The organism is Pseudomonas sp. PL-6, assembly GCF_054110165.1.
Genome location: NZ_CM134189.1, coordinates 4,936,731 through 4,950,271, shown reverse-complemented (window position 1 = coordinate 4,950,271; position 13,541 = coordinate 4,936,731). Strand labels below are relative to the sequence as shown.

Below are 13,541 nucleotides of genomic sequence, written 5' to 3'. Positions count from 1 at the left end.
AACAATAAAAGGAAGCTTGTATGCGTTGTTCGACCCTTGCGGCGGGCCGTCTGGCCGAGCCGATCGGAATGTCCCTCTGCGACCCGGCAGTCGTTTCCCGCGCGGGATAGCGCCCTGCGCGAAACGCTGAACAGGACGGATATTTCCGCTAAAGTGCCGGCCCTTTTGCGGGCGGCCCGATAGAAAGAGGATCTGCGTGTGCGAATTTCCTGCGGCAAGACCCTGATCACCAGTGCCCTGGCGCTGGGCCTGAATACCCTGGCCCAGGCGGCGGGGACGGTACACATCTACAACTGGAGCGACTACATCGGCGAGGACACCCTGGCCCAGTTCGAGGCGGCTACCGCCATCAAGCCGCTGTACGACGTGTTCGACTCCAACGAGACCCTCGAAGGCAAGCTGCTCGCCGGCCGCTCCGGCTACGACATCGTGGTGCCTTCCAACCATTTCCTCGGCAAGCAGATCAAGGCCGGCGCCTTCCAGAAGCTGGACAAGGCCAAGCTGGCGAACTGGAGCAACCTCGACCCGGCGCTGCTCAAGCAGCTGGAAACCAACGACCCCGGCAACCAGTACGCCGTGCCCTACCTGTGGGGCACCAACGGCATCGGCTACAACGTCGAGAAGGTCAAGGCGGTGCTCGGCGTCGACAGCATCGACTCCTGGGCGGTGCTCTTCGAGCCGGAGAACATGGCCAAGCTCAGCCAGTGCGGCGTGGCCTTCCTCGATTCGGCCGACGAGATGATCCCCTCGGTGCTCAACTACCTGGGCCTCGACCCCAACAGCACCAATCCGGATGACTATGCCAAGGCCGAGGCCAAGCTGCTGGCGGTGCGTCCCCATGTCACCTACTTCCACAGCTCCAAGTACATCGGCGACCTGGCCAACGGCGAGATCTGCGTCGCCGCCGGCTTCTCCGGCGACATCCTGCAGGCCGCCGATCGCGCCGAGGAAGCCGGCAAGGGCATCGAGATCGCCTACAGCATTCCCAAGGAAGGCGGCAACCTGTGGTTCGACATGCTGGCCATTCCGGCCGACGCGGCGAACGTCGAGCAGGCCCATGCCTTTATCGATTTCCTCCTCCAGCCGCAGGTGATAGCCGAAGTCAGCGACTACGTCGGCTATGCCAACCCCAATACCCAGGCGGGCGCGCTGATGGACCAGGAGGTGCGCAACGACCCGTCCGTGTACCCGCCGCAGGCGGTACTGGACAAGCTGTTCATCTCGGCCGAATTGCCGGTCAAGGTGCAGCGTCTGATGACCCGTAGCTGGACCAAGATCAAGTCGGGTCAGTAACCCTTCCCGCCCGGCCGCAGGGGTCGGGCGTTACTTCCGGGAGTTTTCCTAAATGGCTGTTGCCTCCAGCGCCTACAAAAAAGCCCTCGAGGGGGACCAGACACCGAAAGAGGTGCTGGTCAAGATCGATCGGGTGACCAAGAAGTTCGACGAGACCGTGGCGGTCGACGACGTCTCGCTGACCATCAACAAGGGCGAGATATTCGCCCTGCTCGGTGGTTCCGGCTCGGGCAAGTCGACCCTGCTGCGCATGCTCGCCGGCTTCGAGCGGCCCACCTCCGGGCGCATCATTCTCGATGGCGTCGACATCACCGACATGCCGCCCTACCAGCGGCCGATCAACATGATGTTCCAGTCCTACGCGCTGTTTCCGCACATGAGCGTGGCCGACAACATCGCCTTCGGCCTCAAGCAGGACGGCCTGCCCAAGGCCGAGATCGAGGCGCGGGTGGCCGAGATGCTCAAGCTGGTGCACATGAGCCAGTACGCCAAGCGCAAGCCGCACCAGCTGTCCGGCGGCCAGCGTCAGCGCGTGGCCCTGGCCCGTTCGCTGGCCAAGCGGCCCAAGCTGTTGCTGCTCGACGAGCCGATGGGCGCGCTGGACAAGAAGCTGCGTTCGCAGATGCAGCTGGAGCTGGTGGAGATCATCGAGCGGGTCGGCGTGACCTGCGTGATGGTCACCCACGACCAGGAAGAGGCCATGACCATGGCCCAGCGCATCGCCATCATGCACCTGGGCTGGATCGCCCAGACCGGCAGCCCGGTGGACATCTACGAGACCCCGGCCAGCCGCCTGGTGTGCGAGTTCATCGGCAGCGTCAACCTGTTCGACGGGCAGATCAGCAGCGACGAGGCCGACCACGCGATCATCGACTGCCCGCAGCTGGACAAGCCGATCTACATCGGCCACGGCGTCACCACCCGCGCCGAGGACAAGAAGGTCAGCTACGCCCTGCGCCCGGAAAAACTGCTGATGGCCAGCGAGCTGCCGGCCGATCACGAGCACCCCGAGTACAACTGGAGCCGCGGCCACGTGCACGACATCGCCTACCTCGGCGGCCACTCGGTGTACCACGTCAAACTCACCTCCGGGCAGATCGTGCAGTGCTTCATCGCCAACGCCGAGCGCCGCGGCAAGCGCCCGACCTGGGACGATCCGGTGGTGGTGTACTGGGAAGACGACAGCGGCGTGGTACTGCAATCATGAAACTGGCCAAACTCTCGCGCTACCTGCCCAGCGGGCGGCATGCCGTGATCGGCATCCCCTTCCTCTGGTTGTTCCTGTTCTTCCTGCTGCCCTTCATCATCGTGCTGAAGATCAGCTTCGCCGAAGCCGACGTGGCGATTCCGCCCTACACCGAGATCTACAGCTGGGCCAACAACCAGTTGCAGATCGTGCTGAACCTGGGCAACTACATCTTCCTCACCGAGGACGCGCTGTACCTGTCGGCCTACCTCGGCTCGCTGCAGGTCGCCTTCTTCAGCACCCTGCTGTGCCTGCTGATCGGCTACCCCATGGCCTACGCCATCGCCCGCGCGCCGAAGGAGCACCAGACGGTGCTGCTGCTGCTGATCATGATGCCGACCTGGACCGCGATCCTGATCCGCGTCTATGCCTGGATGGGCATTCTCGGCAACAACGGCCTGCTCAACAGCCTGCTGATGGGCATCGGCCTGATCGACACGCCGCTGCAGATCCTCAACACCAACGTGGCGGTCTATATCGGCGTGGTCTACTCCTACCTGCCGTTCATGATCCTGCCGCTCTACGCCAACCTGGTGAAGCACGACCTCAGCCTGCTGGAGGCCGCCTCCGACCTGGGTTCGAGCAACTTCAACAACTTCTGGAAGATCACCGTGCCGCTGTCGAAGAACGGCATCATCGCCGGCTCCATGCTGGTGTTCATCCCGGTGGTCGGCGAGTTCGTCATCCCCGAACTGCTCGGCGGCCCGGAGACCCTGATGATCGGCAAGGTGCTGTGGCAGGAGTTCTTCAACAACCGCGACTGGCCGGTGGCCTCGGCCCTGGCGGTGGTGATGCTGGCGATCCTGATCGTGCCCATCATTCTGTTCAACCGTAACCAGGCGAAAGAGCTGGAGGGCCGGCCATGATTCGTTCAATCACATTGAGCCCAGCATTCTGTTCAACCGGCTTTCCAACCAGAATCGGGGCCAAAGAGCTGGAGGGACGGCCATGAAGCGTTTCAGTTTCTCCAACATCATGCTCTGGGCCGGCCTGCTGTTCATCTACCTGCCCATGGTCATCCTGGTGATCTACTCGTTCAACGCCTCGCGGCTGGTGACGGTGTGGGGTGGCTGGTCGGTGAAGTGGTACGTCGGCCTGCTCGACAACACCCAGCTGATGAACTCGGTGATGCGCTCGCTGGAGATCGCCTGCTACACCGCCATCGCCGCGGTGGCGCTGGGCACCCTGGCGGCCTTCGTGCTGACCCGGGTCACCCACTTCAAGGGCCGCACCCTGTTCGGCGGCCTGGTCACCGCGCCGCTGGTGATGCCCGAGGTGATCACCGGTCTGTCGCTGCTGCTGCTGTTCGTGCTGATGGCGCAGCTGATCGGCTGGCCGGCGCAGCGCGGCATGACCACCATCTGGATCGCCCACACCACCTTCTGCTCGGCCTACGTGGCGGTGGTGGTGTCGGCGCGCCTGCGCGAGCTGGATCTGTCCATCGAGGAGGCGGCCATGGACCTGGGCGCCAAGCCGTGGAAGGTGTTCTTCCTGATCACCGTGCCGATGATCGCGCCGTCGCTGGCGGCCGGGGCGATGATGTCCTTCGCCCTGTCGCTGGACGACCTGGTGCTGGCCAGCTTCGTCTCCGGTCCCGGCTCCACCACCCTGCCGATGGAGATCTTCTCCGCCGTGCGCCTGGGGGTGAAACCTGAGATCAACGCGGTGGCCAGTCTGATCCTGCTGGCGGTGTCCTTCGCCACCTTCCTCGCCTGGTTCTTCGCCCAGCGCGCCGAGGAGCGGCGCAAGAAGGCCCTGCAGCAGGCCATGGACGAGACCGTCTGGCAGCCGGCCGCTAGCCGCAGCTAAACGGCCGCTAGCGCGATAAAGAACGGGCCCGATGGGCCCGTTTTTTATGGCTATGTCTGAGTGAGCTGTGGCCAGGCGCCCCAGGGCAGGATCGGGGGCCTGGCGATCCGCCCTAGCCCACGCTGACCACCGTCGGTGGGCTGAAGCCCACCCTAAGGGACTGCGCCGCGGTGTAGCGCACCCGCTGGCGCGTCGCTGCCGGATGTCGCGGGGCCGCCTTGCGCCAAGACAAAAAAAGCCCGGCGCTAAGGCCGGGCGGAGTGGGTACACAAAGTACCAAAGTAGCAGCGTGGATGCGGCCTAGCTCATGCCCAGCCAGTTCGGCAGGGCCAGGGACACGGCCGGGATGTAGGTGATCACCATGAGGAAGCCGATCAGCATCATCAGCCACGGCAGGGCGGCGCGGATCACGTGGGTCAGCGGCATGCCGGTCACCGCCGAGGTGACGAACAGGTTGAGCCCCACCGGTGGGGTGATCAAACCGATCTCCATGTTCACCACCATGATGATGCCCAGGTGGATCGGGTCGATGCCCAGCTGCATGGCGATGGGGAACAGGATCGGCGCGAGGATCAGGATGATCGCCGAGGGCTCCATGAAGGCGCCGGCGATCAGCAGCACGATGTTCACCACCAGCAGGAACTGCCAGGGCTGCAGGCCGAGGTCGACCACCCAGGCGGTGATGGTCTGCGGGATCTGCTCGGTGGTCAGCACGTGGGCGAAGAGCATGGCGTTGGCGATGATGAACATCAGCATGATGGTCAGCTTGCCGGACTCCAGCAGCACCTTCGGGCATTCGCGCCAGGTCAGGTCCTTGTAGATGAACAGGGCGACGAAGCCGGCGTACACCGCGGCCACCGCAGCCGCCTCGGTGGGGGTGAACATGCCGCTGTAGATACCGCCGAGGATGATCACCATCAGCGACAGGCCCCAGATCGCCTCGCGCGCCGAACGCAGCCATTCGCGCAGGCTGGCGCGCGGCAGGGCCGGCAGCTTCTTGACCCTTGCGACTATGTAGATCGCCACCATCAGCGCCACGCCGAGCATGATCCCGGGGATCACCCCGGCCATAAACAGCTTGCCCACCGACTGCTCGGTGGCGGCGGCGTACACCACCATCACGATCGACGGCGGAATCAGGATGCCCAGGGTACCGGCGTTGCACACGATGCCGGCGCCGAACGCCTGCGGGTAGCCCGAGCGCACCATGCCGGCGATGGCAATCGAGCCGACCGCGGCCACGGTGGCCGGCGAGGAGCCCGACAGTGCGGCGAACAGCATGCACGCCAGCACCGCGCCGATGGCCAGGCCGCCACGGATATGGCCGACACAGGCGTTGGCGAAGTCGATCAGGCGCTTGGCCACGCCGCCGGTGGTCATGAAGGCGCCGGACAGGAGGAAGAACGGAATCGCCAACAGGGTGTAGTGCTCGCTGGTCTCGAACAGCTTGATCGCCAGCGAACGCACCGAGTCGGGGCTGAACAGCATGATGGTGACCGAGCCGGCCAGGCCGAGCGAGGCGGCGATCGGCACGCCGATGAACATCAGCAGGAACAGCAGGAGGAAGAGGAACAGAACGGTCATTGCTTGGGCTCCTCGTGCTCATTGATCTTCAGGGCGTCGGCGGCTTCGTCGGCCAGGCCCAGGCCGGTCTGCTCGTTGCGCAGGATGCGCACGAAGATTTCCAGGAAGCGGACGAACACCATGGCGTAGCCGAAGGGCACGATCATCGCGATATGCCATTGCTGGATGCCGTAGTGGCCGAGGTCTTCGGCACCGATGCCGGCGATGAACAGGGTGCGTACCCAGTCGAAGCTGCCGACCGCGATCAGCCCGGCGTAGCCCAGGCAGCACAGGCAGGCGACGATGCCGATGGCGCGCTGCACCGGCCGGCTGGCCAGTTTGACCAGGGCGTCGACGCCGATATGGCCGGCGGTGCGCACGCCGTAGGCCAGGCCGAAGAAGATCAGCCAGCCGAACAGGGCCTTGGTCAGGGCGTTGCTCCAGGTCATCGCCTGGGCCATGTCGAGGATGGCGTCGCCGATGCCGAGCAGAAACTCGTTGCCGCCGAAGCTGTCGCCCAGCCAGTAGAAAACGGTGTAGAGGTTGTTGAGGATTACGTAGACGAAGGTGATCAGCGTCATGGCCGCGAGGAGAAAGGCGATAAAGCCTTCCTCGAAGTGCTCCCAGACGCGCCGCAAGGCGTTCATGGTCGGATCTCCCGAATGGAAAGGGCGTAGGGCGGGGCGGCCATGTGCGGCCGACCCACCGGTTGCAGCGTGGCGATGCCCAGTGGGCATCGCGGTGGGCTGGCGCTAGTCGCGGCGTCGCCCACCCTACGGCTCTCCGGCCTTACTGCTGGTTGGCGGCCTGAGCGGCTTTGATCAGGTCGGCACCGATCTCGCCTTCGAACTTCTTCCACACCGGCTGCATGGCGTCGCGCCACAGGGCACGCTGCTCCGGGGTCAGGGTGAGGATTTCGGTGGTGCCGGCCTCGAGGATGCGCTGCTTGTCGCCTTCGTTGAGGGCGTCGGCCTGCTTGTTCACCTCGACGGTGACCTCGGCCATGATCTTGCTCAGCTCGTCACGCACGTCCGCCGGCAGACCGTCCCAGAACTTGGTGTTGGTGATCACCATGTAGTCGAGCAGGCCGTGGTTGGACTCGGTGATGAACTTCTGCACCTCGTGCATCTTCTGGCTGTAGATGTTCGAGTAGGGGTTCTCGGCACCGTTGACCACGCCGGTCTGCAGGCCCTGGTAGACCTCGGCGAAGCTCATCTTGCGCGGGTTGGCGCGCACCGCCTTGAACTGCTCTTCCAGCACCGCGGAAGCCTGTACGCGGAACTTCAGGCCGCGGGCATCCTTGGGCTCGAGCAGCGCCTTGTTGGCCGACAGCTGCTTGAGGCCGTTGTGCCAGTAGCCCAGGCCGGTGATGCCCTTGTCGGTCATGGAGGTCAGCAGCTTCTGGCCTTCCGGGCCCTTCTGGAAGCGGTCGACCGCGGCCATGTCGTCGAACAGGAACGGCAGGTCGAAGATCTGGATCTGCTTGGTGTAGTGCTCGAACTTGGCCAGCGACGGGGCGATGATCTGCACGTCGCCGAGCAGCAGCGCTTCCATTTCCTTGCCGTCGCCGAACAGCGAGGAGTTCGGGTAGACCTCCACGCGCACCTTGTCGCCCAGGCGCTCTTCGGCCAGTTGCTTGAACAGCAGCGCACCCTGACCTTTCGGGGTGTGCTCGGCAACCACGTGGGAGAACTTGATGACAATGGGGTCGGCGGCCTGGGCCATGCCGGCGATGGACAGGGACAGGGCGCAAGCCAGCGCCTTGGCAGTCAGTTTGAACATGCGGATGCTTCCTCTTGTTGTGTTTATCGCATTGGCGCCAGGGGCGCTGCTGACGAACGGACAAGAGCAAGTCTAGGCGGCTTGGGGGAAAACGCCGGCTGAGGGCAGCGAGGCCTGGACTTGTACTTGTGGGTTCGCTTGGGCATTGCCTAGAGCAACCCTTGTGCCAGGCTGCCGTAGGCGATCGCGCGGTAAGTCGGGGGGAAGGCGCCAGGGCCCGTGGTCAGGGGCCTGTCTGGCGTTGCGCCAGCGGCCGGCGACGGCGGCCGGCGGCTGCAAATGGCGGTGGGCGAGGCTGGCGTTGGCGGTTTCTCGCCAGTCAGTCGAAGTCCTCTGGCGAGCTTCCGCCAGCGCCGGAGAAATGCAGGCCGTGCTTGCGCAGTTTGTCGTGCAGGGTCTTGCGCGGCAGGCCGAGGGCCTCGGCCAGGCTGCGCAGCGAGCCGTGAGGGCGGCTGAGTTCGGCGGCGATCAGTGCCCGCTCGAAGGCTTCGACCTGTTCGCCGAGGCCGCCGCTGACCGGCGGCAGGTTCGGCGCGTTGCTGTCCAGGGCCAGCTCCAGGCCGAGGGCGAAGCGCTCGGCGGCGTTCTGCAGCTCGCGCACGTTGCCCGGCCAGGGGTGGCGCAGCAGCAGTGCGCGCTGTCCCGGCTGCAGTTCGCGGGGCGGCAGGCCGTGGCGGGCGGTGGCGCCTTCGGCGAAGTGCTGGAACAGCAGCAGGGCGTCCTCGCCGCGCTCGCGCAGCGGCGGGATGGACAGCGGCGCGACGTTCAGCCGGTAGTAGAGGTCGGCGCGGAAGCGTCCGGCATCGGCGGCCTGGCGCAGGTCTTCCTTGGTCGCGGCGATTACGCGAATGTCCAGCGGGATCAGCTGGTTGCCGCCGAGGCGTTCGACCACCCGTTCCTGCAGCAGGCGCAGCAGCTTGACCTGCACGTCCAGGCTCATGCTCTCGATCTCGTCGAGGAACAGGGTGCCGCCGTTGGCGAACTCGAACTTGCCGATCCTTCGCTTCTGCGCGCCGGTGAAGGCGCCGGCCTCGTGGCCGAACAGCTCGCTTTCCACCACCGACTCGGCCAGGGCGCCGGCGTTGATGGCGACGAAGGGGCCGTCGCGGCGGCTGGACAGGTCGTGCAGGGCGCGCGCCACCACCTCCTTGCCGGCACCGGTCTCGCCGAGGATCAGCACGTCGGTGGCGATTCCGGCCAGTGCGCCGATCTGCTCGCGCAGTCGCTGCATCGCCGGCGACTGGCCGACCAGGCGCCCGGCCAGCTGCTGGCGATCGGTCAGCGCCAGGCGCAGGCTGCGGTTGTCCAGCACCAGGCGGCGCAGATCGAGGGCGCGGCGCACGCTGTCGAGCAGGTCGTCGTTGGCGAAGGGCTTTTCCAGGAAATCGTAGGCGCCGGCGCGCATCGCCTGCACCGCCAGCGGCACGTCGCCGTGGCCGGTGATCAGCAGCACCGGCAGCTCGGCGTCGCGCTCGTGCAGCTGGGCGAGCAGCTGCAGGCCGTCGATGCCGGGCATGCGGATGTCGCTGACCACCACCCCCGGCCAGCCGGCCGGAATACGCGCGGCCAGGCCCTGGGCGTCGCCCAGGCTGAGCACCTTGAGTCCGGCCAGGTCGAGGGTCTGGCTGAGTGCCTGGCGCAGGTGGGCGTCGTCGTCGATCAGCAGAACCTGGGTGCGGCTGTCGATGGCGCTGTCGCTGGTCATGGCGAGGGGTCCTCCGGGGGTTGCAGGTTGACGCCGGGGCTGGCGAGGCGCAGGCGCAGGGTGATCAGGGCGCCGCCGTCCGGGTGGTTGGCCAGCAGCAGCTCGCCGCCCAGGGCGCGCATCAGGCTGTCGCAGATGGCCAGGCCAAGCCCCAGGCCCTGGGCGCTGGTCTTGGTGGTGAAGAAGGGTTCGCGGGCGCGGGCCAGGGATTCGGCGGAGAAGCCCGGGCCATTGTCGCGCAGCAGCAGTTCGAGCTGGTCGTCCTGCTGCCGGGCACTGATCCAGATGCGTCGCGGCGGCGCTTTGGCGACCAGGGCGTCGAGGGCGTTGCCGAGCAGGTTGCCGAGCACCTGGCGCAGGCGCGTCTCGCCGGCCTGGACCCACAGGGTGGCATCTGGCAGGTCGCGGATCAGCTCCACGTCCATCGCCCGGCGGCGCTTGGCCAGCAGCGCCAGGGCGTCGTCCAGCGCCGGCTGCAGGGCCACCCGTTCCGGAGCGTGACGGTCGCGGCGGGCGAAGGCGCGCAGGTGGGCGATGATCGAGGCCATGCGCTCGGTCAGTTCGCTGATCAGCTTGAGGTTGGCGCGGGCGTCCTCGCCGCGCTGGTGGTCGAGCAGGGTGGCGGCGTTCTCGGCGTAGCTGCGGATCGCCGCCAGCGGCTGGTTGAGCTCGTGGCTGATGCTTGCACTCATGGTGCCGAGGGCCGACAGCTTGCCGGCCTGAACCAGCTCGTCCTGGGCGCGCACCAGTTCCTGCTGCGCCTGTTCGCGTTCCAGCACCTCCTGCTTGAGGCGGCTGTTGAGCAACTCCAGGTCGTGCGTGCGCTCGGCCACGCGCTGCTCCAGTTCGGCCTTGGCGCGGCTGTCGAGGGCGATGCGTTCGAGGTAGTGGCGACGACGCTGCATCAGCAGGCCGAGCAGCAGCAGCAGTGCCATCAGGGCGGCGGCGCCGACCGCCACGGCGCTGCGCACCGGGCGGTCGAGGAGGATGCGCGGGGCGAGGATGCTCACCGTCCAGCCGGTTTCCTCCAGTACGCGGCTCTGCGTCAGCCAGGCGCCGGGGTCGAGGTTCAGCGCCGGCGGCGCCTGGGTCGGGTAGGGCTGGTTGGCGGCGATGGCGGCCTGCTCGACGCGATCCAGCGGGCGGCTGGCGTGGAAGCGCCAGTCCGGGCGCGAGGTGAGGATCACCACGCCGTTGGTGTCGGTCACCAGCAGCTGTTCCGGGGTGTTGCCCCACAGGGTTTCGGTGTGGTCGAGGTCGACCTTGACCACCAGTGCGCCGATGTTCTGCTGGTTTTCGCGCACCGCGTAGGCGAAGTAGTAGCCGCGCTTGCCGGAGGTGGTGCCGAGGCCGAAGAAGCGCCCCAGGCGCCCGGCCAGCGCCTCGCGGAAGTAGGGGCGGAAGGCGAAGTTGCCGGCGACGAAGCTGTCCGGTTTGTCCCAGTTGGAGGCGGCCAGGGTGACGCCGCGCGGGGTCATCAGGTAGATCACGTCGGCGCCGGTCTGCTCGCGCACCCGCGTCAGCAGGCGATTGGCGCTGTCCAGCACGGCGGGGTCGTCGGGGGCATGCAGGGCGGCGCGCAGCCCCGGCAGGTCGCCGAGGATCTGCGGCAGCACCTCGTAGCGCCGCAGGGTGCCGAGCAGGTTGGCGACGTAGAGGTCGAGGGTCTGCCGGTTCTGCTCGATCAGCACCTCGCGGTAGTAACGCTCGGCCAGGTAGTGCACCGGCCACAGCAGCGGCGCGAGCAGCAGCGCCAGCAGCAGCAGGCTGCGCCAGCGGGGGCGTCGCGGGGAGGCGGGGGTCGTGCTCATGGAAAACTGCGCCGGGATGATCGGCGCATTATGCACATTCCGTCGGGCGCCTTCAGTCCGCGCGTTGCAGGCAGGCGTCCAGCGCCGCCTGCCAGGCGGGCAGGCGCACCTGCCAGTCGCGCGCCAGCTTGCTGCCGTCCAGGCGCGAGTTGAGCGGCCGACGCGCCGGCGTCGGGTAGTCGCTGGAAGGGATCGCCAGCAGCTCGGCGCAGGGCCTGCCGGCGGCGCGCAGGCGTTCGCCGATGGCCTGGGCGAAGCCGAACCAGCTGGTCTCGCCCTGGCAGCTCAGGTGGTAGGTGCCCCAGTGGCGGTTGCCCGCCTGCCAGGCCGCGATCAGCTCGGCGGTAGCGGCGGCGATGCTGCCGGCCCAGGTCGGCGCGCCGATCTGGTCGGCCACCACCCTGAGCTGGTCGCGCTCCTGCAGCAGGCGCTGCATGGTCAGCAGGAAGTTCTTGCCGTGCCGCGAGTAGACCCAGCTGGTGCGCAGGATCAGGTGGTCGCAGCCGCTGGCCGCCACCGCCCGTTCGCCGGCCAGCTTGCTGGCGCCGTACACGCCCAGCGGATTGGGCGCATCGTTCTCGACGTAGGGCGCGTCTTTGCTGCCGTCGAACACGTAGTCGGTGGAGTAGTGCAGCAGCGGTATACCCAGCTCGGCGCAAGCCTGCGCCATGACGCCGGGGGCCTCGGCGTTGATGGCGAAGGCCAGCTCGCGCTCCTGCTCGGCCTGATCCACCGCGGTATGGGCGGCGGCGTTGATCAGCAGCTGCGGGCGCTCGCGCAGGATGATCTCGCGCAGGCTGGCCGGGCGGGCCAGGTCGAAGGCCTGGCGACCCAGGCTGAGCAGTTCATGCCCCTGCAGGGCCAGTTGCAGTTCGCGGGCGACCTGGCCGGTGTGGCCGCTGATCAGGATCTTCATGGGAAGGTCTCGGCGTCCTGCAGGCTCAGGCCCTGCTGGTCCTTGGCCGACAGTTGCGGGGTGAGGCCATCCAGCGGCCAGTCGATGGCCAGGCTGGCATCGTCCCAGCGGATGCAGCGTTCATGGGCCGGGGCGTAGTAGTCGGTGGTCTTGTAGAGGAACTCGGCATACTCGCTGAGCACCAGGAAGCCGTGGGCGAAACCTTCCGGCACCCACAGCTGGCGCTTGTTCTCGGCCGACAGGTGCGCGCCGACCCACTGGCCGAAGGTCGGCGAACTGCGGCGCAGGTCAACCGCCACGTCGTAGACCTCGCCGGCGCTGACCCGCACCAGCTTGCCCTGGGCCTGCTGCAGCTGGTAGTGCAGGCCGCGCAGCACGCCGCGCGCCGAGCGCGAATGGTTGTCCTGGACGAAGTCGCGGCTCACCCCGGTGGCCTCGGCGAAACGGCGGGCATTGAAACTCTCGTAGAAGAAGCCGCGCTCGTCGCCGAACACCTGGGGCTCGAGGATCAGCACCTCGGGCAGACGGGTCTGGATCACGTGCATGCTCATTCCTCCGCCAGCTTGTACAGGTACTGGCCGTAACCGGTCTTGCCGAAGGCCTTGGCGCGCCGTAGCAGCTGCTCGCGGTCGATCCAGCGGTGCTGGTAGGCGATCTCCTCCAGGCAGGCGACCTTCAGCCCCTGGCGGTGCTCGATGGTCTGCACGTACTGCGAGGCGTCCAGCAGGCTGTCGTGGGTGCCGGTGTCGAGCCAGGCGAAGCCGCGGCCGAAGCGCTCCACGCGCAGGTCGCCGCGCGCCAGGTAGGCGTTGTTGACGTCGGTGATCTCCAGTTCGCCGCGCGGCGAGGGCTTGACCGCCTTGGCGATGCGCACCACGTCGTTGTCGTAGAAGTACAGACCGGTGACCGCGTAGCTGGACTTCGGCTGGTTCGGCTTCTCCTCGATCGACAGGGCGTTGCCGGCGGCGTCGAACTCCACCACGCCGAAGCGCTCGGGGTCGCTGACCCAGTAGCCGAACACCGTGGCGCCGCTGTCATGGCTGGCGGCGCGCAGCAGCATCTCGGTGAAGTGCTGGCCGTGGAAGATATTGTCGCCGAGGATCAGGCACACCGAATCGTCGCCGATAAAGGATTCGCCGATCAGGAAGGCCTGGGCCAGGCCGTCCGGCGAGGGCTGCTCGGCATACTGCAGGTGGACACCGAACGGGCTGCCGTCGCCGAGCATCTTCTGGAAGTTGGGCAGGTCTTCCGGGGTGGAGATGATCAGGATCTCACGGATGCCGGCGAGCATCAGCACCGACAGCGGGTAGTAGATCATCGGCTTGTCATAGATCGGCAGCAGCTGCTTGGACACGCCGAGGGTGATGGGGTGCAGCCGGGTGCCGGAACCGCCGGCGAGGATGATGCCTTTCATTG

The 13,541-nt window shown here is 66.9% G+C and carries 12 protein-coding genes; 4 read left to right on the top strand and 8 right to left on the bottom strand.

Annotated features, from left to right (window positions below):
- Positions 1 to 198 precede the first annotated feature (198 nt).
- From ACW9UL_RS21745 to ACW9UL_RS21730, 4 genes are all read left to right on the top strand, one after another.
- Complete coding sequence (locus ACW9UL_RS21745) at positions 199 to 1,293, top strand: polyamine ABC transporter substrate-binding protein (RefSeq protein ID WP_457788258.1); 1,095 nt, start codon at positions 199 to 201, stop codon at positions 1,291 to 1,293.
- A gap of 52 nt (positions 1,294 to 1,345) precedes the next feature.
- Positions 1,346 to 2,500, top strand: coding sequence for a polyamine ABC transporter ATP-binding protein (potA, locus tag ACW9UL_RS21740; protein WP_397497584.1), 1,155 nt, complete (start codon positions 1,346 to 1,348; stop codon positions 2,498 to 2,500).
- Between the two features lie 23 nt (positions 2,501 to 2,523).
- A complete protein-coding gene (locus tag ACW9UL_RS21735) occupies positions 2,524 to 3,405 on the top strand; it encodes an ABC transporter permease subunit (protein WP_457791007.1) in 882 nt (293 codons plus the stop codon).
- An 82-nt stretch (positions 3,406 to 3,487) separates the two neighbouring features.
- Positions 3,488 to 4,348 carry an ABC transporter permease subunit gene (locus ACW9UL_RS21730; RefSeq protein WP_122109706.1) on the top strand — a complete coding sequence of 287 codons (861 nt, stop codon included), beginning with the start codon at positions 3,488 to 3,490 and terminating at the stop codon, positions 4,346 to 4,348.
- A 300-nt stretch (positions 4,349 to 4,648) separates the two neighbouring features.
- On the opposite strand, the gene dctM is transcribed toward ACW9UL_RS21730, so the two are convergent.
- The 8 genes from dctM to rfbA all read right to left on the bottom strand — a co-directional run bounded on the left by dctM (position 4,649) and on the right by rfbA (position 13,539).
- Positions 4,649 to 5,932: a C4-dicarboxylate TRAP transporter large permease protein DctM gene (gene dctM / locus ACW9UL_RS21725; protein ID WP_397497585.1), complete on the bottom strand. Its 1,284-nt coding sequence runs from the start codon at positions 5,930 to 5,932 to the stop codon at positions 4,649 to 4,651.
- Complete coding sequence (locus ACW9UL_RS21720; RefSeq protein ID WP_122109705.1) at positions 5,929 to 6,558, bottom strand: TRAP transporter small permease; 630 nt, start codon at positions 6,556 to 6,558, stop codon at positions 5,929 to 5,931. The genes dctM and ACW9UL_RS21720 overlap by 4 nt, the downstream gene beginning before the upstream one ends.
- Positions 6,559 to 6,700: 142 nt before the next feature.
- Entirely contained in the window at positions 6,701 to 7,693 is a 993-nt protein-coding gene (gene dctP / locus ACW9UL_RS21715) for a C4-dicarboxylate TRAP substrate-binding protein DctP (protein WP_021442155.1), read from the bottom strand.
- A gap of 319 nt (positions 7,694 to 8,012) precedes the next feature.
- Positions 8,013 to 9,398, bottom strand: coding sequence for a sigma-54-dependent transcriptional regulator (locus tag ACW9UL_RS21710; protein ID WP_457788257.1), 1,386 nt, complete (start codon positions 9,396 to 9,398; stop codon positions 8,013 to 8,015).
- Positions 9,395 to 11,209, bottom strand: a complete 1,815-nt coding sequence (locus tag ACW9UL_RS21705; RefSeq protein WP_457788256.1) for a sensor histidine kinase — start codon at positions 11,207 to 11,209, stop codon at positions 9,395 to 9,397. Before ACW9UL_RS21705 ends, ACW9UL_RS21710 begins: the two co-directional genes overlap by 4 nt.
- Positions 11,210 to 11,261: 52 nt before the next feature.
- The gene (rfbD, locus tag ACW9UL_RS21700; RefSeq protein ID WP_457788255.1) at positions 11,262 to 12,125 is read right to left on the bottom strand and encodes a dTDP-4-dehydrorhamnose reductase; all 864 of its coding nucleotides are present in this window, start codon (positions 12,123 to 12,125) and stop codon (positions 11,262 to 11,264) included.
- Positions 12,122 to 12,670 (bottom strand): dTDP-4-dehydrorhamnose 3,5-epimerase, encoded by a 549-nt coding sequence (gene rfbC, locus ACW9UL_RS21695; protein WP_457788254.1) that lies wholly within the window; start codon positions 12,668 to 12,670, stop codon positions 12,122 to 12,124. The genes rfbD and rfbC overlap by 4 nt, the downstream gene beginning before the upstream one ends.
- 2 nt (positions 12,671 to 12,672) lie before the next feature.
- Positions 12,673 to 13,539, bottom strand: coding sequence for a glucose-1-phosphate thymidylyltransferase RfbA (gene rfbA, locus ACW9UL_RS21690; RefSeq protein ID WP_457788253.1), 867 nt, complete (start codon positions 13,537 to 13,539; stop codon positions 12,673 to 12,675).
- Positions 13,540 to 13,541: the final 2 nt, after the last annotated feature.

Coding starts and splice junctions, on each gene's coding strand:
- ACW9UL_RS21705 (WP_457788256.1), bottom strand. CDS start 11,209: ATGAGCACGACCCCCGCCTCCCCGCGACGCCCCCGCTGGCGCAGCCTG.
- ACW9UL_RS21710 (WP_457788257.1), bottom strand. CDS start 9,398: ATGACCAGCGACAGCGCCATCGACAGCCGCACCCAGGTTCTGCTGATC.
- rfbD (WP_457788255.1), bottom strand. CDS start 12,125: ATGAAGATCCTGATCAGCGGCCACACCGGCCAGGTCGCCCGCGAACTG.
- ACW9UL_RS21730 (WP_122109706.1), top strand. CDS start 3,488: ATGAAGCGTTTCAGTTTCTCCAACATCATGCTCTGGGCCGGCCTGCTG.
- rfbC (WP_457788254.1), bottom strand. CDS start 12,670: ATGCACGTGATCCAGACCCGTCTGCCCGAGGTGCTGATCCTCGAGCCC.
- dctP (WP_021442155.1), bottom strand. CDS start 7,693: ATGTTCAAACTGACTGCCAAGGCGCTGGCTTGCGCCCTGTCCCTGTCC.
- ACW9UL_RS21720 (WP_122109705.1), bottom strand. CDS start 6,558: ATGAACGCCTTGCGGCGCGTCTGGGAGCACTTCGAGGAAGGCTTTATC.
- dctM (WP_397497585.1), bottom strand. CDS start 5,932: ATGACCGTTCTGTTCCTCTTCCTCCTGCTGTTCCTGCTGATGTTCATC.
- rfbA (WP_457788253.1), bottom strand. CDS start 13,539: ATGAAAGGCATCATCCTCGCCGGCGGTTCCGGCACCCGGCTGCACCCC.
- potA (WP_397497584.1), top strand. CDS start 1,346: ATGGCTGTTGCCTCCAGCGCCTACAAAAAAGCCCTCGAGGGGGACCAG.